Genomic DNA, 18,883 nt, shown 5'->3' with positions numbered 1-18,883 from the left:
TGCCCGCTCGACGACGATTCGGGTCCCCGGAGGACCCCGACGCTCAGTCGAGACCGTTGCGGACGCCCCACAGCGCGAGCTGCGTGCGGTCCGCGACGCCGACCTTGCGGAGCGCGGACTGCAGCTGGGTGCGGACCGTGTGGACGGACACGTGCAAAGCAGCCGCGATCGCCTCGTTGGCCGTGACCCCTGAGGCGAGCATCGACACGACCCGCCGTTCCGCCGGGCTCAGCGACGCGAGCCGCTCGACGTCGGGATCGGGGGCGCGACGTCGGACGAACTCCCGGAGCACGGGCGCGATAGCCCGAGGGGACACGACCGCTTCTCCGCGGGCCGCGGCCTCGACGGCGGCGACGACCTGGTCGGAGTCGTAGCTCTTCAGCAGGTATCCGACCGCGCCCGCGTCGATCGCGTCGGTGATGTAGCCGTCGACGGCGAAGCTCGTCATGACGATGACCGCCGGCACCTCGCCCGGCGTGGCGAGCAGCTGCCGAGTGGCATCCGCACCGTTGAGCCCGGGCATCTGCATGTCCATCAGGACGACATCCACCGACTCCGCCTGCGCCACCCGCACCGCGTCGATGCCGTTGCCGACCTCGCCCACGATGCAGATGCCGCCCGCCGACTCGAGCTGCAGTCGGAGCCCCTTGCGGACCGAGCGGTTGTCGTCGGCGATGAGGACTCGAATCGGCGCGCGCACGGCAGTCACGAGCGCTCCGCCTCAGTCGAAGCCACGGGGATGACGAATCCGAGGCTCCAGCCACCACCGACATCCTCACCTGCGGAGAGCGAACCGCCCAGGATCTCGACGCGTTCACGGATGCCGCTGAGTCCCCATCCGAGGCTGATCCCGGACAGATCGCCCACGGGCGCCGCAGCGGCGTTCGCGACCGCCACGCTGATGCGCCCGGGAGACCGGGACACGCGGACGTCGACGGGCGCACCCGGTGCGTGCTTCGCGGCGTTCGTCAGGGCCTCCTGCACGCCGCGGAACGCTGTCGCCGAGACGACGGCGGGCAGGGAGTCGAGGCTCCCCACGACGTCGAGGGCGACGACCGCACCCCGCGCGCGCCAGAACCCGACGAGCTCGTCGAGGTCGCGCAGGTCCTGCGTCGCGTCCGACGACACGACTCCGCCGACGCGGAGGTCGGCCAATGCGCCCGCGAGCCCGGCGGCGGCGAAGCGGCCCTCGTCCCGCACGTCCTGGAGGAGCTCGAGCGCCTGCTCCGCACGCGTCGGAGCAACCTTGAGGGCCGCATCGGCGAGGGTGATCAACCCCGCCAGGTGCTGCCCGGCGACGTCATGGAGCTCCTGCGCGATGCGCGCCCGCTCGCACCGCTGAGCCTCGGCGACGCGTTCGTCGTGCTCGCGCGCGGCGCTTTCCGCCGCTTCGCGCGCGACCCGCATCCGCCTCGCCTTCACCGACCACCAGAGCCCGAGCGCCGTCCCGCCGACGGCGGGCGCCGCCAGTGACATGACCTGGCTGGCGAGCCAGCCGACGGCGGCAGCGATGCTCTCGCCCGCCCCCATGGCCCAGCAGAGCAGCACGACCGATTCCGCGACGATCACGGCCGCGCACCACGCGATGGCCCGGGTCGCGTTCAGCCGCGTCGCTCCGAGGAAGATCGCCACCGAGATCGGCAGGGACATCCCGGACACCCAGGTCGGTACGGAGAGACCCGTCGCCAGGGCGAGGTGGATCGCGACGACGAAGGCGATCGTGAGTCGCGGCATCCGTTGCGTGAGGAAGAGGACACCGGCTTGGAGCGCGCACCCGAGGATCAGGAGCGCGTAGGTGCCTGCGATCGGGACGGGCAGCGGCCACCCGGTCGCGCCTTCGAGCAGCGCCACCGTGGGCGACACCAGCGCCTGGACCACGGTGGTGAGGAAGACCGTGACGACGAAGAACCACGAGGCGCGTGCCGAGCCCAGCAGGGCCAGGGGTTCCGTGGCGGGAGTCGGCGGTGAGGTCATCGGGAACGTGTTTCCGTGGACGGGGAGGCGGTCGCCTAGGAGCATGCCACGACCGGCGGGCTCTTGCGGGCATCCCGAGCGGGTCGGCATCCGCTCTCACTCAATCGGGTGAAACTGACCGCCTGATCGCCCCGGTCTGGGTCGCCACCGCGCGGAAGAGGCCCGACGGCGCCGCTTCGGGCAGATCGCGCCCCCCTATCGTCGCTAGCGGGGGGACCCGTCGGATCACGGCTTCGATTCGACGGCTCGGGGCCGGCCGACTTCGGGGGAAGTCCCGGCTCCGAAACCCTCCCCCACCTCGCCCGGTGTCAAGGGGGGCTGACTCCGCCGCGGGCCGCGCGTAGCGTCGCGGCCATGAGCGACACACGCGAAGACCCGACCCCCGACCAGGACGCCCCCACCGGCGGCGACGACGGCACCGAGAGCCAGCTCGACGCCGACAACGCCGTCGAGGAGGACACCCTCAAGACGCTCGACCCGAACGACTCCCCCGCTTGAGCGGATGCCGCGTCACGCCTCGCGCGTGATGAGCACCCTCACGTCAAGCCGGCTCTTGAACGGCCCGGCGTAGACGCCCCGGAGGGGCGGGACGTCGTTGTAGTCGCGGCCCCGGCCCACGGTCACGTGCCGGTCGCCGATCTCGGCGTCGTTCGTCGGATCGTAGCCGTGCCATGACCCGGCGTACCACTCGATCCAGGCGTGCGACTCACCGACGACCGGCACGCCGACCTCGGCCGTGGGGTTCGGGTGCAGGTAGCCCGACACGTACCGTGCCGGAATCCCGACGGAGCGGAGGGCGCCGAGCGCGATGTGCGCCATGTCCTGGCAGACGCCCTTGCGTTCGACCCAGGCCTCGGCACCGGTGGACTGCACCTCCGTCGCCCCGGGTACGTATTCGACCGCCTCGCCCACCGCCATCGTGATGGCGAGCGCCGCATGCGAGGGGTTGTCGTGCTGGGCGGCGATACCGGCGGCAAGGGCTGCGACCTCGGGATGCGGATCGGTGCGCCCCGTCTGCGACAGCATCTCGACCGTGGCGATCGAGCGTTGCGCATCACGTGTGAGCGCCTCCCACGACGTGTCGGGGTGCGTCAGGGGCCGGGCGCGCACCTCGACGAGCGAGCGCGCCGTGATGTGGAGCGCGGAGTGCTTCGCGAGGACGTCGAAGGCAGCCACCCGGGTGCCGAAGTAGTCGACGTAGTAGTTCACGTTCGTCGAAGGATCGATGTCGAGCTGCGAGCTGAGGACGAACTGGCTGTCGCTCGTCGTCGGCAGCATCCGCGCCTCGTTGTACGACGCCCCCACCTCGCCCGGGTAGTCGAAGCCCGTCGTGTGCTCGATGCGCAGCCGCTTCATGAGGTCTCTCCGATCCAGCTGGGTTCGGCCTGCGTGGGGAAGAACCGCCCCCGGATGGCCTCGGACGCCTCACGCGTGACCGACTGCACGCTCTGCATGTGGGCGGGGAGTTCGGCGAGCACCTCGTCGATCGGCTGGTACTCGAGTTCGTTGCGCATCCGCCCCAGAGCGCGGAGCACCGTGTTCGAGTGCCCGACCCGGTCGGCAACGGGATCGATCGCGCTCATGCACTGCTCGGCGGTGCGGATCGAGTGGATGATCGAGCGCGGGAACAGTCGGTCGAGCAACAGGAACTCGGCGGCGTTCTGCGAGCTCGGCATGCCGCGGTAGGTGCGCAGGTACGCCTCGTACGCGCCGCACGAACGGAGGATCGTCGTCCACGACGGACCAGATGCCTCGGTCAGCGACCTCGTCGCGAGCATGCGCGCCGTCATGTCGGTGCGCTCGATGGCGCGGCCGAGGGTGAAGAACTGCCAGGCCTCGTCGTGGCTCGTCGAATTGTCGGTGACGCCGACGGCGAGCGCGGCGCGCTCGCGGACCCACTGGAAGAACTCGTGGGTCTTCTCGTCGTTCAGCCGCCGCGGCATGCGCGAGTATGTCGTGTTGAGCGTCTCCCAGAGCTCGGTCGACACGATCTCCCGCGCTCGACGGGCGTTCTCCCGCGCCGCCTGCAGGCAGTAGGCGATCGACGACGGGTTGGTGCGGTCCACGGCCAGGTTCGTCAGCACGTCGGCTCGCGTCACGGGCTGATCGCCCGCGGGAGTCACGGTGCCCATGACACCCATGAGCGAACGGCAGGCGGTGTCTTCGTCTATCCAGGGGTCCTCGAGGAGGAGCTGGAGGTGGACGTCGAGGATGCGGGCGGTGCCGTCCGAGCGCTCGATGTAGCGACCGATCCAGAAGAGGCTCTCGGCGATGCGGCTCAGCATGCCCCGTCACCTCCCTCGACGTCGCTGCCCTGCTGCTGCTGTTCCTGCTGTTCCTGCTGTTCGGAGAGCGTCCGTGGCCGGTCCTGCGGTGAATGGTCCGGCTCGTCCTGGGCGTCGTAGATGATCGGGATCGCCGAGGTGGCGGTGGCCTGCTCGGCGACGAGACCCGCGAGCGTCTGCGACTGGCCGTACTCGCCGCGGTTCGGCGCCTCCCCGCCGACGATCCACGTGTCCTTCGACCCGCCGCCCTGGCTCGAGTTGACGACGAGCTGACCCTCGGGAAGCGCGACACGCGTGAGGCCGCCGGGGAGGACCCACACCTCGTCGCCGTTGTTGACGGCGAAGGGACGGAGATCCGCGTGGCGGGGCCGCATCCCGTCGTCGACCAGAGTCGGGATCGTGGAGAGCATGACGACGGGCTGCGCGATCCAGCCCCGCGGGTCGGCCTTCAGCTTCGTGCGAAGCGCGTCGAGTTCGGCGGGACTCGCATCGGGCCCGACGACGAGGCCCTTTCCGCCCGATCCGTCGACAGGCTTCACGACGAGCTCGCCGAGCCGGTCGAGCACCTCTTCGAGGGCACCCGGATCCTCGAGGCGCCACGTGTCGACGTTCTTGAGGATGGGCTCCTCGGCGAGGTAGTACCGGATGAGGTCGGGGACGTAGGTGTAGAGCAGCTTGTCGTCGGCGACGCCGTTGCCGACCGCATTCGCGATCGTGACGTTGCCGAGACGCGCGGCGAGCATGAGCCCGGGAGCGCCGAGCATCGAATCGGCACGGAACTGCAGCGGGTCGAGGAAGTCGTCGTCGACGCGGCGGTAGATGACGTCGACGCGGCGCGGGCCCCGGGTCGTCCGCATGAAGACGCGCCCGCCCTGGCACACCAGGTCGCGCCCTTCGACGAGTTCGACACCCATGAGGCGCGCGAGCAGCGTGTGCTCGAAGTACGCGGAGTTGTAGACGCCCGGGGTGAGGACGACGACGTTCGGGTCGTCAACGCCCGGAGGGGCCGAGTTGCGGAGCGCCTGCAGCAGCTTGTTCGGGTAGTCGCCGACCGGCCGCACCCGCATCGAGACGAAGAGTTCCGGGAGGGTCTGCGCCATGACGCGCCGGTTGGAGATCACGTAGCTGACGCCTGACGGCACCCGCACGTTGTCCTCGAGGACGCGCATCTCGCCGTGCTCGTCGCGGATGAGGTCGATGCCGGAGACCTGGATGCGGACGCCGTTGGCGGGACGGATGCCGGCGGCCTGCCGGTAGAAGTACTGCGACGACGCGATCAGCTTCGCCGGCAGCACACCGTCGCGGACGACGTGCTGGTGCCCGTAGGCATCGTCGAGGAATGCCTCGAGCGCGCGCACACGCTGCTGGACGCCCTTCTCGATGCGCGACCACTCGTCGTAGGCGATGACGCGGGGGACGGCATCCAGCGGGAAGGGTCTCTCCTCACCCGCGAAATCGAACGTGACGCCCTGCGCGAGGTAGGAGCTCGCGAGCGATTCGGTGCGTCCGCGGAGCTCTTCCTGCGTCATCTGCGCGAGCGCCTGATACAGCTCCCGATAGGCCGCCCGCGACTGCGCCGCCTCACCGGGATGCGCCACACCGGCGAACATCTCGTCGAACGCCGGGATGCCGGAAGCGGTCTTGCGCGGCGCCAGCGTGGAGCCGTACCCGTCGAAGAGGTCACCCATGCGATGAGCCTAATCCGGGCGGTGTTGCCGGAGTGTTTCGCCCCGCCCTCAGTCGGTCAGGGCGAGCCGGAGCTGCGCGACGGCCCAGTCGATCTCGGTCGCCCGGATGACGAGCGGCGGCGCCATGCGGATCGTCTGGCCGTGCGTGTCCTTCACGAGCACACCCTGCGCGAGCAGCTTCTCGGCGACCTCGCGACCGGTCCCCCGCGCGGGGTCGATGTCGACGCCCGCCCAGAGGCCGGCGACCCGGATCGCCGTGACGCCCGCCCCGACGAGCGTCTCGAGCCGCGAGCGCAGGTGGTCGCCGAGGGCGAGGGCACGGCGCTGGAGATCGCCGGTCGCGAGCAGGTCGACGACGGCGAGACCGACGGCCGCCGCGAGCGGGTTGCCGCCGAAGGTGGACCCGTGCTCGCCGGGGTGGATGACCCCCAGGACCTCTCGGTCGCCGACGACGGCAGAGACGGGCAGGATGCCGCCGCCGAGCGCCTTGCCGAGGAGGTAGAGGTCGGGCACGACGCCCTCCCGCTCGCACGCGAACGTCGTGCCGACGCGGCCGAGGCCGGACTGGATCTCGTCAGCGATGAAGAGCACGTTCGCCGCCGTGCAGGCGTCGCGCACCGCGCGCAGGTACCCCTCGGGCGGGATGACGACGCCCGCTTCGCCCTGGATGGGCTCGAGGAGGACCGCTGCGGTGTCGTCATCGATCGCCGCCGCGAGGGCCGCGGCATCCCCGTACGGCACGATCTCGAATCCGGGCGCGAAGGGGCCGAAGCCGTCCCGGGCCTGCGGGTCGTCGCTGAAGCCGACGATCGTGGTCGTGCGCCCGTGGAAGTTGCCCGACGCGACGATGATCTTCGCCCGCCCCTCGGCGACACCCTTCACGCGGTACGCCCAGGCGCGCGCCACCTTGATGCCGGTCTCGACGGCCTCGGCGCCCGTGTTCATCGGCAGCACCATGTCCTTGCCGGCCAGCTCCGCGAGGGCTTCGGCGAAGGCACCGAGCCGGTCGTTGTGGAACGCGCGGCTCGTGAGCGTGATGCGGCCGAGCTGCTCGGTGACCGCCGCGACGAGGGTCGGATGCCGGTGCCCGAAGTTCAGCGCCGAGTAGGCCGACAGGAGGTCGAGGTACCGCTTGCCCTCCACATCGGTGACCCACGAGCCATCACCCTCAGCGACGACCACGGGCAGCGGGTGGTAGTTGTGGGCGACGTGAGCCTCTTCACCGGTGATCGCGGCGCTCGAGGAGTCGGGGAAACGGGGATCGGTCATCGCGCACCTCCGCGCAGTTCGAGCGTGCAGCATTTGATCCCGCCACCGCCGAGCAGAAGCTCGGAGAGATCGACGGGGACCGGAATGTATCCGCGGGATTCGAGTTGCGCCGCGAAGTCGGTCGCACGCGGCGAGATGAAGACGTGGAGACCGTCACTGGCGGCGTTCAGCCCGAAGACGGCACCGTCGGCATCCGTCACCTGGATCGCGTCGGGATAGCGTTCGGCCAGCACGCGGCGCGAGTCCTCGTCGAACGCGGACGGCAGATAGGCGATGTTCGCCCGCTCGACCCCACCCACGCCCTCGACGGGGTCGAGGACGGTGATCGCGGTGTCGAGGTGATAGAAACGCGGGTCGACGAGGCGCAGCGAGACGACCTCGCGGTCGAAAACGTCGGCGAGTTCGCGATGGCTGTCACCGACGGAGCGGAAGCCGGTGCCGGCGAGGATCGTGTCGCCCACGAGGAGAAAGTCGCCCTCGCCTTCCTGGACCTCCACAGGCTCGATGACCTCGAACCCGTGCGCCGCGAACCACGCCATGAACGGTCGCTCTTCGCCGCGACGCTCGTCGACTCGGAATCGCACACCCAGCGCACGACCATCGACGATGAAGCCGCCGTTTGCTGTATAGACCATGTCCGGAAGGCCCGGGACGGGATCGATCAGTTCGACTTCGTGCCCGAGGGCGAGGTACGCATCGTGGAGCGCCTGCCACTGACGCACGGCCTTCGCCGTGTCGGTGGGCCGCGACGGCTTCATCCACGGATTGATGCTGTACGACACGGTGAAATGCTCGGGGCGACACATCAGGTAGCGACGGCGCTGCGCGATGCGGGTCGTCGCGGTCTCGTTCGGCGTGGGCATTCTCGCTCCTCGTCTCCGGGGCGGCGGACGCTGTCCAGGGGCCCGACGGAACTCGCAGAAGCCGACGAATCGGGCACGCCGGGCTCCATCATGCCAGGTCGGATCGTGCCGCGACCGGTGGATACGTGCCACGCGGGGTAGCCCACGGATGACAGGATGCAGAGCATGGCCAGACGCACGGGTGAACAGACCAGAGCACTCCTGTTGCGCGCCGGGATGCAGTTGCTTCTCGAACGCGGCGTCAGTGCCGGCGTGCAGCACATCCGCCTGCAGGACGTGTTGAGACGCACGGGGCTGACCACCGGCGCCGCCTACCGGCTGTGGAGCGACCAGGCGGACTACCACCGCGAGCTCGCGGTCGCGATGGTGCGGATGAGGGTCACCGGGCCGGCCGACGTGATGAGGGCGCGGGTCGACGAACTGGTCGCCGCAGGCGCGTCCGGTGAGGACATCATCCGGGGCGCCGCGCTCGCGCACGTCCAGGCCGCAGAGCTCGCCACCGACGACCCGACGGACCTGCTCGACGCGCAGTCGTTCCGGGTCGCGCTCGCGCTCCGGACCACCGCCGACACGTGGCCCGAGCTGACCGAGGCCAGCCACGAGCGGCACCGAGAGTCGATCGAGGCGTTCACGGAGCTGTACCAGCAGGTGATCGACGCGTACGGCATGCGGATGCGGGAGGGCCTGACGATCGAGGACTTCGCCGAAGCGATGGCGGCGATGGCGGAGGGGTTCGCGATCCAATCGCTCGAGCGACTGCCGCACCCGTCCTTCCAGCTGTCGGGGTCCGACGGCACGCCCGCAGGCGAATGGACGCTGCTCGGCCTCACGGTCCGAGCGCTTGTGGACTCGTTCATGACTCCGCGCGAAGACGCCGACCCCGAGGCGTGGGTTCGATTGCCGCGGTACGCCTGAAAACGAAGAGCCCCGGGACAGAGATCAGTGGATCCCGGTCCCGGGGCGACACTCCCCCCGAAGTGTTTCCGTACGCGCTCCCCAGAAGCGCTTATCTATTCAATCAGCATGATTAATGCAAGCGCCAGAAAGATAAATTGTTTTCTTCACCGGATCGATTAATCCACCTGGATCGGATCTGACAGATCATCAGATCACGGACGCACTCCAGTGGTCGGGGTTGCCGAACCGGTGCGCCGTGATCGTGATCGACTGCTCGCGCAAGAACGGCAGCAGCTCGATGCGGCCGGCCTGGGTCACCTCGTCGGCGTAGATCGCCAGATCAGGGTCTCCCGCGATCGCATCGACGAGCGCGGCCCGGACGTCGCGCGTCTGCGCGGGCGGTCCGACGAGCCGCACCCGGTCGGCTCGCGTCGGCGCGCCGTCTCCTGACGGGCCCGCCATACGCGCTATCCACTGAGCGTCGGATTCGACGAAGACCGAGACCTCGAGGTCCCCGAGCGCCTGGCGGACCGTCGCGGGGAGACCGGACGGCGTGCTGACGACGAACGTCGACCGAGCTCGGACGGCCGCGATGACCGCGCGCACGAGCGCCTGAGGCGCGGCATCCGCCGTCGAGCGGATCTCGACGCTCGCGGGACGGTAGCGGAAGAGGTTCCGCTCGACCTCCAGGTGCGAGACGTCGACGACCTTGCCGAACGTGCGATCCCAGGCGACGGCGTCGGAGAGCGCGGCCCGGCGAAGCCACTCGAACGCGTCATAGCCGAGCGCGGGCTGCGCCGCTTCGATGACCTCGGCGATCGACGAGTCGAGGCCGCGCAGGTGCAGCGTCGAGGAGGCCGCCGCTCCCGAGGTGGGGCGCCAGGAGCCGAGTCCGATCAGGTGGTTGGGGCCGCCCGCCTTCGCTCCTGCGCCGACGGACGAGCGCTTCCAGCCGCCGAACGGCTGACGCTGGACGATCGCGCCCGTCGTCCCCCGGTTGACGTAGAGGTTGCCCGCCTCGACGCGGTCGAGCCAGAGGGCGAGGTCGTCGGGGTTCTGCGTGTAGAGACCGGCGGTCAGGCCGTAGTCGACGGCATTCTGCAGTTCGATCGCATGCTCGAGGGACCGGGCGTGCATGACCCCGAGAACGGGACCGAAGAACTCCTCGAGGTGCACGCGTGAGCCAGGCTTCACCCCGGTGCGGATGCCGGGCGACCAGAGCCGGCCGTCGTACCGCTCGTGCGGGAGCCGACGCGGCTCGACGAGCCACGCCTCATCCTCATCGAGGGTCGTGAGGGCCCACTCGAGCTTGCCGGTCGGCGCCTCGACGAGCGGGCCGACCTCGGTCAGCGGATCTTCCGGCGCGCCGACGCGGAGCGAGGTGGCGGCATCCACCAACTGTCGCGAGAACCGCTGCGAACGGCCGACGGGGCCGACGAGGATCGCGAGGGATGCGGCGGAGCATTTCTGCCCCGCGTGCCCGAAGGCGGAGCGGACGAGGTCGGATGCCGCCAGGTCGAGGTCGGCGGAAGGCATGACGATCATCGCGTTCTTGCCGCTGGTCTCGGCCTGGAGGGCGAGGTCGGGACGCCACGATCGGAAGAGCGCGGCCGTCTCGAACGACCCGGTGAGGATCACCCGGTCGACGGCGGGGTGCGTGATGAGCTGCTTTCCGAGACCGCCTTCGTCGAGGTCGACCAGGGCGAGCACGTCGCGGCCGATGCCGGCAGCGTCGAGCGCCTCCCAGATCGCCTCGGCGACGACCGCGGCGCAGCGGCGTGCCTGGGGAGCGGGCTTGAACACGACGCCCGATCCTGCGGCGAGGGCGGCGAGAGCTCCGCCCGCCGGGATCGCGACGGGGAAGTTCCACGGTGGCGTCACGACCGTCACGCGGGCGGGCACGAAGACCGCTCCGCTCACGCTGTCGAGTTCGCGCGCGGTCGCGGCGTAATAGCGCGCGAAGTCGACCGCCTCGCTCACCTCGACGTCCGCCTCGGCGAGCGTCTTGCCGGTCTCGGATGCCGCAACCTCGATGAGTTCGCCGCGGCGACGCTCGAGCGCGGCGGCCGCGCGCAGCAGCACACCGGCGCGGTCGGCGGCGGGCATCGAGCCCCACGCGTCGGCGGCAGAGCCCACGCGGTCGAGGGCCGCCTCGAGCTCGGACTCGGTTCCGACGTGGGCAGCCGTGATGGCGGCATCCCCGGCCGTCGATGACGCGACCCGGCCGAGGATCTCCCGCGCCCACGTGCGGTTGGCGGGAAGGGCGGGGTCGGTGTCTGCGGTGTTGCGGAAGCCGGGTGCACCGGTGGAGACCACCGTCTCGCGCGACGAGAAGACGGCCGTCTCGACGAAGGCGTCGCCCCCGAACAGCGCGGGACGGCCGGGGACATCGCCGGGCTGCGTCTCGTCGGGGTCGGTGGGGCGGGAGCCCTTGCCCGCGATCCCGAGAACGACCTGGGTGAGAGCGGCGTCGTCGAGTTCGGCGGATGCGGCATCCATCACCGTCGCCGGCACTGCGTCGTCGACCGTCGCGGCACGGTCCTGGCGCCGGCGCGGACCCGTCGTGAGCGTGCGGTCGGTCGCGCGGACGACCGAGGCGGTGAACCGATCGCGTTCGCGGACGAACATCGCGCGATCGAAAGCGAGATCGAACGCCGCGGAGAGGAAGTTCTCGCTGGACGCGTTCTCTTCGAGGCGGCGGACGAGATAGCTGATGGCGACGTCGAACTCGTCCGGGCGGACGACGGGAACGTACAGGAGGACGTGTCCGATCTCGCGGGCGACAGCCTGCACCTGCCCCTGCGCCATGCCGAGCAGCATCTCGACCTCGAGGTCGCGCTGCACCCCTCGTTCACCCGCGAGGAGCCAGGCGTACGCGATGTGGAAGAGGTTGTGGCCGGCGACACCGATGCGGACCGCCTGGGTGTTCTCGGGCCGGAGCGCTTCGTCGAGGCAGCGGACGTAATTCGCATCGGTGTCGAGCTTCGTGTCGTACGGCGCCGCCGGCCAGTCGTGCATGACCGCGTCGACGTGCTCCATGGCGAGGTTCGCGCCCTTGACGAGTCGGATCTTGATGCGCGCCCCGCCGGCGGCGACGCGCTCGCGCGCCCAGGCTGTCAGGGTCTGGAGAGCCGGAAGCGCGTCGGGGAGGTACGCCTGCAGCACGATGCCCGCTTCGAGGTCGCGCAGGCGCGGGTCGTCGAGGACGCGCATGAACACGGCCATCGTGAGGTCGAGGTCGCGGTACTCCTCCATGTCGAGGTTGAGGAACGTGGCGTCCTCCGCCGCCGACAGGTAGAGCGGTCGAAGGCGTTCCACGACACGCTCCACGATCTCGTCGAATGCCCACATCGAGAGGTGGCTGGCGATGGCCGACACCTTGACCGAGACGTAGTCGACGTCGTCGCGGCGAACGAGCTCGTGGATGCCCTCGAGGCGGCGGAGCGCTTCGGACTCGCCCAGCACGGCTTCGCCGAGGAGGTTGAGGTTCAGGCGCGCACCGGACTCGCGGAGGGTCTGGAGGGCGGGGCCGAGCTTGTCGGGCCGCGCATCGACGATGAGATGGCCGACCATCTCGCGGAGAACGCGTCGCGCGATGGGGACGACGGGCGTCGGGAGGATCGGCGCGACGACGCCACCGGCGCGGACCGCGGCCCGCAGGTACCACGGCAGGAACGCCGGGGCGAGCGGAGCGACCCGCTGCAGATTGGTCGCCGCCGCCGTCAGCGACTCGGGCCGCATGACACCGTCGACGAAGCCGAGGGTGAACGGCAGTCCGTTCGGATCCTTCAGCACCCCCGCGAGACGTTCGGCGGCGGGGTCTACGGCGACCTCGGCGGATTCGGCGACCCAACGCTCCGCGAGGGCGATGGCCCGCTCGGCGAGGTCGGAGGTGGGCGCTTGTGGCGCGACAGTGCTGTCCGACATGGGGCTCAGCCTATGCGCGTGATCACCCCCGGGAGCGGGACACGCTAGGACCAGATGCTCGGGGCATCCGACCGGGTCGAGGGCAGAGCGGATGCCGCGGCCCAGTCCTCGATCCACTGCGGCAGCGGTGCGAGGGTGTCGGGGCGGTGGAGTGCCTCGAACAGCTCCTCGAGGGGCACGAGCCCGCCGCTCTTCCGGAGGAACCGGACGCGCAGGATCATCTCGGCGTAGACCTCGCCCTTCACCACCGCACGATGCATCTGGTAGACGGCCTTGTCGTCGTGGCCGATGATCCGGCTCTCGACCGTGAACCGCTGCCACAGCTGGAGGGACTTCCGGAAGGTGACGGTCTCACTGGCGACGACGCCGTACCAACCGCGCTCGTTCATCGTCTGCCAGATGCCCGTGCGGGTCAGCAGATCGAAGCGGCCCAGGTCGAACAGCGACGCGTAGCGACCGTTGTTCATGTGGCCGAGGAGGTCGATGTCGGTGGGGAGGGTCCGCAGTCGGATACGGCCGACGGCGTCCGGCGCAATCGGTCCACGGCGGCGGTACTGCAGCCGCGCGAGCATCAGGGTCAGAAGGGTCCGCCACCATACGTTCACGAGCGGGGAGCCTAGCCCTGGTCACGCGCACAGTGCGGCATCCGTTGTCGCTTGTCGACAGTCGTGGCGGGGTATGTGCGGCCCAGTCGCTGTCGATTTCACGATCAGTGAGGCCGTGCGTAGAGTCTGGCCATGGAGCCCGAACTGCAGACCGACACCGTCGTCCGTCCCGTTCGCGATGTCGATGCCGAAGCACTCGGTCGCGTGCACGCAACGTGCTGGCACGAGACCTACGACCACATCATCAGCAAGGCCGCCCTCGAGAATGTGTCGGCTCGCCGCCTTGCAGAGCTGTGGACCCACTGGGCTCAGCAGGGGCCCGATTTCCTGATGGTCGCGGCGCTCGTGAACGGCGAGATCGTCGGCTTCGCCGGGTCTGGCCCTGCCCGTGACCGCGACGCACCGCGAGACCGCGAGCTGTACTTCATCTACCTTCTGGATGCCTTCCACGGCACCGGCATCGGACAGCGACTGTTCGACGCCGTCGTCCCCGAGGGCGTCGACGATCTCTACCTCTGGGTCGCCGAGGACAACCCCCGTGCGCACCGGTTCTACACCCGCAACGGGTTCACCCTCGACGGGGCGACCCACACCGAACCCTTCCTCGGCGAGACGCTGACGGAAGTCCGCTTCGTGCGCTGACGCGCGAACGCGAGTCTCGACGGCGCGGCTTCCCGTTTCGGATGCCGCGCCGTCGGTCTGTCTGAGGTGGGCGCCGCGTCGGCTGTGCGGCGCGGCGCGGGCGGCGCCGGGTCGGCGCTGTGACGGATGCACGACCGGCGGGGTGTGTGTGGTCTGCGCGCGACTCCGAGGCGACACCTGCACCACAGATCGTGCAGATGTAACCGTGCGGGTGTGCGAACTCGCGGAACCGTGCGGGCGCGCCAATTCGCGCGGCCCGTGGGCGGGTCAGCGGCTCTTGACCTCGCCGAACAGACGAGCGATCGGCGCGACGACGAGAGGACGCATTGCGACGTAGGCAGCGACCGTCACCGCGATCGACAGCGCGAAGAGCCAGAACCCGGCCCAGTTGTCGGCGTAGGCGTCGGGATCGACGGATCCCGTGGCCGCGTACATGTGATTGAGGTTGCGGAGAGCACCCGTCGACAGCACGAGCGCGACGTGGATGATGATGAACGCGACGAAGTAGAGCATCGTCGGGAAGTGCAGCTTCCGCGCCCATTCGACGGGGTAGAGCGCATTGAGTTTGGTCGCCTTCTTCGGCCACATCGCGCTCATCCGGTAGCCGGTGATCACCGCGACGGGAGCGGCGATGAAGATGGTCGTGAAGTAGGCGATCTGCTGCAGCGCGTTGTAGTTGACCCAGCCGTTCTCGGTCGGCCAGTCGAGCGAGACGTACTGCAGGGCAGCGGACAGCGCGTTGGGGAACACCTCCCACGACGTGGGGACCACCCGCATCCACTGCCCGGTCGCGAACAGGAGGACGAGGAAGATCAGCCCGTTGGCGAGCCACAGGATGTCGAGGGCCTGGTGCAACCAGAGCGTCAGGCTCATGCGGCGCTTACGGTCCTTCTTCGAGATCCAGAACGCGGACGGGCGCTTCTCGGACCGCACCTGCAGACCGGTGCGAATGATCAGCACCATGAAGAACGCGTTGAGGAAGTGCGACCAGTTGAGCCACGCGGGAAGCCCGACGGGAGCACCTTCGGGCAGGTGGTACTCGCCCGGATAGGTCGTGAGGAAGTCTTGCATCGGCGCGAGGCTGACAATCCAGCGGATGGCCAGCACCGCCATCGCGGCGACGAACAGGACACCGGCACCGCCCAGGATGACGACGCCGGCCCACTGAGCCTTCGTGAACGGGCCGACGCGAGCGGGCTCGGGCTTCGGCGCGGGCGCGACGCGAGGTGCGACGCCGGCGTGCGCGAGGCGACGTTCTACGAGGGGGCCGGCGGGAACAGCGGGGGTCAGTGGCGCGGCGGCGGCCTCGGGCTGGGCGGGAGCCGCGTGATCGGCGGGCGTCACGTTCGCCGCGGCGGGAGCGTCGGGCACCGCGTGATCGGTGGGCGTCACGTTCGCTGCGGCGGATGCCGCGGGAGCAACCGGCGCGGTGTCGGCAGGCGGCCAGGGGTCTCCCCCGGCGGCGCGCGGCAGGCCGCGGCGGACGGCGGGTGCGGCTCCGGCTGCGGCTGCGGCCGAGGCGTCCGACGCGGCGGCGGGGGCAGCCGACGCGGCGGTCGGCGCCGTCGGCATTGCGGCCGGGTCGACCGACGGTGCGGGCGCCGTCTCCCCCGGAGCGTGGGGAGTCTCGACCGCCACGGACGCGGCCGGCCCCGCCGCCGGGGGGCGACCGGCATCCGTCACGGACGGCGGCGGCCATGCCTCGCCGCCGCGCTCGCGTGGGAGCCCGCGCCGAGCGTGCGTGGACCGTTCCGGGGACGCCACGTGTACGGCTGAGGGCCCCGAAGCGACATCTGGCGCCCCCGGAGCGGCGGTGGCGGCGTCGAGGGGCACGACATTCGCAACGGGCACCGCGGATGCGGCATCCCGCGACTGCGCCGCTGCCAGCAGCGCTGCGGGCCCGTCACCGAGAGACGGCTCGGATCCGGCGGGTGGCCAGGGGTCGCCACCGGGGGCGCGCGGAAGCCCCCGGCGCACGGAACGCGCGTATGTCGCCATCCGCTCCTACTTCTTTCCCGCCTCGAGCGCCGCGATCAGCTGCGGCACGACGGTGAACAGGTCTCCGACGACACCGAAATCGGCGATGTCGAAGATCGGTGCCTCTCCATCTTTGTTCACCGCGACGATCGTTTTCGCCGTCTGCATGCCCGCCTTGTGCTGGATCGCGCCCGAGATGCCGAGAGCGACATACAACTGCGGCGATACCGAGACACCGGTCTGGCCGACCTGGTACGAGTAGGGGACGTAACCGGCATCCACTGCAGCGCGCGACGCTCCGACGGCGGCACCGAGAGCGTCGGCGAGCTGCTCGACGAGGGCGAACTGGTCGGCCGAGCCGAGTCCTCGCCCGCCCGACACGACCTTCGCCGCACCGCGGAGTTCCGGGCGGCTCGAGACGGCGACCGCCGCGTCGAAGCCCGTGATCGTCGCCGCGGGGGCCCCGGATGCCTCGACCTGCAGCGGCACCATCGCGGGGGCGTCGACGGCGTCGGCGCGAGCATCGATGGAACCCTGACGCACGGTCACGACGAGCGGACCGAAGGTCGCCGCCGCAGTGACGTTGTACGCGCCGCCGTAGACGGAGTGGTGGGCGAGTACACCTTCGTCGTCGCGCGAGACGCCGACAGCGTCGACGCACAGGGCCGCCGAAGCACGGGCCGCGAATCGACCCGCGACATCCCGACCCTCGATCGAGTTGGAGATCAAGACGGCGTCGGGCTGCACGAGAGCGGATGCCGCTGCCACCGCGTCGACGAGCGGCACCGTGAGAGCGGACTCGGCTCCGCTGAGCGGAGCGGTGAGGACGGTGGCCGCACCGAGCGCGCCGGCCGCTGCGGCGAGGTCGGCGTGCCGGGACTCGTCGGCGACGACGAGGACGACCGGAGTGCCGAGCGAGGCAGCAGCACCGAGGAGGCCGGGAGCGGAGGCGGCGAGCTCGCCGTCGGGGGTCACGTCGAGCCAGACGAGGACGGCGTCAGGGGCGAAGTCGGTCACGATGTTCTCCTCGGGTCTCTCACGCCAGCCGGTTCTCGAGGAGGAACGCCGCGAGCTTCTCGCCGGCATCCCCCTCGTCGACGATCTTCGTGCCGGCCTGCCGCGGCGGCTTCTGTGAAACCGCCGTCATGATCGACTGAGCAGCGGATGCCGGGTCGACATCGACGTCGAGATCGGCGAGCGACAGCACCTCGAACGGCTTCTTCTTCGCCGCCATGATGCCCTTGAAGTTGGCGAAACGGGCGTCGGGAAGCGCCTCGGTGATGGAGATGACGGCGGGAAGCGGGGCGGTGATCGCCGCCGTTCCGAAGTCGGTCGCACGGGTGCCCCTGACGGCATCCGTCGTGATTTCGAGTGCCGACAGCGCGGTGGCCTGCGGCACGCCCAGGTGCTCGGCGAGCATGGCCGGGAGGACGCCGCCGGAACCGTCGGTGGAGAGGTTGCCGGTGATCACCAGGTCGAAGCCGGTGCGGCGGAGCGCTGCGGCGAGGACGCGAGCGGTGACGCCGAGATCGGCGCCGCGAAGAACGTCGTCGGTGATCTGCACGGCGGAGTGAGCCCCCATCGCGAGACCCTTGCGAAGGGAGGCGGTCGCGGCATCCGATGCCATCGTCATCACGACGACCTCGGTACCCTCGTTCGCTTCGGAGAACGTGAGGGCGGCTTCGAGCGCGCGCTCCCCGATCTCATCGAGGACCCTCTCCGAGGCGTCGCGCGCGGCGAGCCCGGTTTCGAGATCGAGTGTGCGATCTCCCCAGGTGTCCGGCACTTCTTTCAGCAGGACGACGATCTTCATTGACTCCTCCTCGGCATCGCCTCAGAGTCTACGGTCGGGCGATCGTGTGCCGGCGCGAGGTGGCCGCGACCGAGCCGGGGTCGGCTCGAAACGAGACACGGGCCGCGGGAACGATCCGGGGTCAGCGCGCATGCAGACGGCCACGATGGTGGACCCGATGAGAGCGATGAGCACTGGGAGCACGAGGAAGCCCTTCTCGCGGCACCTTCGGAAAACGGGAAGTGCCAGGCAACTCGCTGGTGGCATTCGCGAACTCGTCGGTCGATATCGCCGCGATCGGCGGGGGCTGACGCGCCTGATCGATGTCGGAGGTTGGTGCGAGAGTGGAGGCATGACGGAAGCGGTGGAAAGCCCCGGTCGCGAGGACTATCTCGCCGCTCTGGCGGGCATCGTCGCGGATGTCGAAGCTGTCGAAAGACGAATGGCGGCGGTGCAGATCGAACAGCTTCGAGCGCTCGCGGCCGCCGGCCGGCTCGCTGATGGGCAAACGGTTCACCGGAACGCACAGGTGCGACTCCACGACATGGTTCTGCGGTCGATCACCGCCGAGGTGGGCGGGGTCATGCGGACGACCGATCGCACGGTGCAACGGCGTATCGGTGAAGCGCGGACGATCATCGAGGGGTTTCCTGCGGCTGTGACGGCGTGGGAGTCGGGGCGGATCGTGCGGGAGCATGTGCGGGCGATCGTGGATGCCGGGATGACGCTGCCCGCGGAGATGTGGGCGGAGTTCGAAGCCGTCGCGATCGAACGATGCGAGAAGGACACGCCGAACCGCGTGCGGGGTGAGCTCGAGATCCTCGCCCACCGGATGCACCCGCGGTCGTTCGCCGAACGCCACGAGGAAGCAGCCGCAGGCCGGTGCGTGCGGCTGGTGCCCGGGCGGGACGGGATGAGCGATCTCATCGCGACCCTGCCGACCGTCATCGCCGAGGGGATCCAC

16 protein-coding genes are annotated in these 18,883 nt (G+C 70.1%); 4 read left to right on the top strand and 12 right to left on the bottom strand.

What is annotated here, in order from left to right; genetic code table 11:
• Positions 1–43: 43 nt before the first annotated feature.
• On the bottom strand, positions 44–709 hold the full coding sequence (locus tag MO1_RS09785) for a response regulator transcription factor (RefSeq protein ID WP_060915933.1): 666 nt from the start codon (positions 707–709) through the stop codon (positions 44–46).
• Positions 706–1,974, bottom strand: a complete 1,269-nt coding sequence (locus tag MO1_RS09780; RefSeq protein ID WP_036309854.1) for a sensor histidine kinase — start codon at positions 1,972–1,974, stop codon at positions 706–708. The genes MO1_RS09785 and MO1_RS09780 overlap by 4 nt, the downstream gene beginning before the upstream one ends.
• Positions 1,975–2,328: 354 nt before the next feature.
• Here MO1_RS09780 and MO1_RS14770 point away from each other — a divergent pair, with 354 nt between their 5' ends.
• Positions 2,329–2,472 carry a hypothetical protein gene (locus tag MO1_RS14770; RefSeq protein WP_164499360.1) on the top strand — a complete coding sequence of 48 codons (144 nt, stop codon included), beginning with the start codon at positions 2,329–2,331 and terminating at the stop codon, positions 2,470–2,472.
• Positions 2,473–2,484: 12 nt separating this feature from the next.
• Here MO1_RS14770 and MO1_RS09775 read toward each other — a convergent pair whose 3' ends face one another.
• Genes MO1_RS09775 through ddaH form a run of 5 tightly spaced genes read right to left on the bottom strand, consistent with a single transcriptional unit; the run spans position 2,485 to position 8,079 of the window.
• On the bottom strand, positions 2,485–3,330 hold the full coding sequence (locus MO1_RS09775; protein WP_060915932.1) for a transglutaminase family protein: 846 nt from the start codon (positions 3,328–3,330) through the stop codon (positions 2,485–2,487).
• Positions 3,327–4,259, bottom strand: a complete 933-nt coding sequence (locus MO1_RS09770; RefSeq protein WP_036309775.1) for an alpha-E domain-containing protein — start codon at positions 4,257–4,259, stop codon at positions 3,327–3,329. Before MO1_RS09770 ends, MO1_RS09775 begins: the two co-directional genes overlap by 4 nt.
• The gene (locus MO1_RS09765) at positions 4,253–5,947 is read right to left on the bottom strand and encodes a circularly permuted type 2 ATP-grasp protein (protein WP_036309773.1); all 1,695 of its coding nucleotides are present in this window, start codon (positions 5,945–5,947) and stop codon (positions 4,253–4,255) included. The genes MO1_RS09770 and MO1_RS09765 overlap by 7 nt, the downstream gene beginning before the upstream one ends.
• Before the next feature lie 48 nt (positions 5,948–5,995).
• Positions 5,996–7,216, bottom strand: coding sequence for an ornithine--oxo-acid transaminase (rocD, locus tag MO1_RS09760; RefSeq protein ID WP_060915931.1), 1,221 nt, complete (start codon positions 7,214–7,216; stop codon positions 5,996–5,998).
• Positions 7,213–8,079 (bottom strand): dimethylargininase, encoded by an 867-nt coding sequence (gene ddaH / locus MO1_RS09755; protein ID WP_060915930.1) that lies wholly within the window; start codon positions 8,077–8,079, stop codon positions 7,213–7,215. The genes rocD and ddaH overlap by 4 nt, the downstream gene beginning before the upstream one ends.
• Positions 8,080–8,244: 165 nt before the next feature.
• On the opposite strand from ddaH, the gene MO1_RS09750 reads away from it, so the two are divergent.
• Entirely contained in the window at positions 8,245–8,994 is a 750-nt protein-coding gene (locus MO1_RS09750; protein WP_036309767.1) for a hypothetical protein, read from the top strand.
• A gap of 189 nt (positions 8,995–9,183) precedes the next feature.
• Here the strand turns inward: MO1_RS09750 and MO1_RS09745 are convergent, their stop codons facing one another.
• Both MO1_RS09745 and MO1_RS09740 read right to left on the bottom strand, forming a co-directional pair.
• Complete coding sequence (locus MO1_RS09745; RefSeq protein WP_060915929.1) at positions 9,184–12,903, bottom strand: proline dehydrogenase family protein; 3,720 nt, start codon at positions 12,901–12,903, stop codon at positions 9,184–9,186.
• Between the two features lie 44 nt (positions 12,904–12,947).
• Complete coding sequence (locus MO1_RS09740) at positions 12,948–13,508, bottom strand: acyl-CoA thioesterase (RefSeq protein WP_036309763.1); 561 nt, start codon at positions 13,506–13,508, stop codon at positions 12,948–12,950.
• A gap of 132 nt (positions 13,509–13,640) precedes the next feature.
• Here MO1_RS09740 and MO1_RS09735 point away from each other — a divergent pair, with 132 nt between their 5' ends.
• Positions 13,641–14,150, top strand: a complete 510-nt coding sequence (locus MO1_RS09735) for a GNAT family N-acetyltransferase (RefSeq protein ID WP_036309761.1) — start codon at positions 13,641–13,643, stop codon at positions 14,148–14,150.
• A 267-nt stretch (positions 14,151–14,417) separates the two neighbouring features.
• Here the strand turns inward: MO1_RS09735 and MO1_RS09730 are convergent, their stop codons facing one another.
• Genes MO1_RS09730 through MO1_RS09720 form a run of 3 tightly spaced genes read right to left on the bottom strand, consistent with a single transcriptional unit; the run spans position 14,418 to position 17,940 of the window.
• On the bottom strand, positions 14,418–16,148 hold the full coding sequence (locus MO1_RS09730; RefSeq protein ID WP_060915928.1) for a cytochrome b/b6 domain-containing protein: 1,731 nt from the start codon (positions 16,146–16,148) through the stop codon (positions 14,418–14,420).
• Between the two features lie 6 nt (positions 16,149–16,154).
• Positions 16,155–17,144: an electron transfer flavoprotein subunit alpha/FixB family protein gene (locus tag MO1_RS09725; protein ID WP_060915927.1), complete on the bottom strand. Its 990-nt coding sequence runs from the start codon at positions 17,142–17,144 to the stop codon at positions 16,155–16,157.
• 19 nt (positions 17,145–17,163) lie between these two features.
• Positions 17,164–17,940, bottom strand: a complete 777-nt coding sequence (locus MO1_RS09720) for an electron transfer flavoprotein subunit beta/FixA family protein (RefSeq protein ID WP_060915926.1) — start codon at positions 17,938–17,940, stop codon at positions 17,164–17,166.
• Between the two features lie 331 nt (positions 17,941–18,271).
• Here MO1_RS09720 and MO1_RS09715 point away from each other — a divergent pair.
• A partial coding sequence (locus MO1_RS09715) for a DUF222 domain-containing protein (protein WP_157526408.1) occupies positions 18,272–18,883 on the top strand: 612 nt, incomplete at its 3' end.

Origin of the sequence: Microbacterium oleivorans NBRC 103075, assembly GCF_001552475.1 — a bacterium.
GTDB classification, from domain to species: Bacteria; Actinomycetota; Actinomycetes; order Actinomycetales; family Microbacteriaceae; genus Microbacterium; species Microbacterium oleivorans.
The sequence above is the reverse complement of the archived record's forward strand: the minus strand, read 5'-3'. Positions and strand labels throughout refer to the sequence as shown.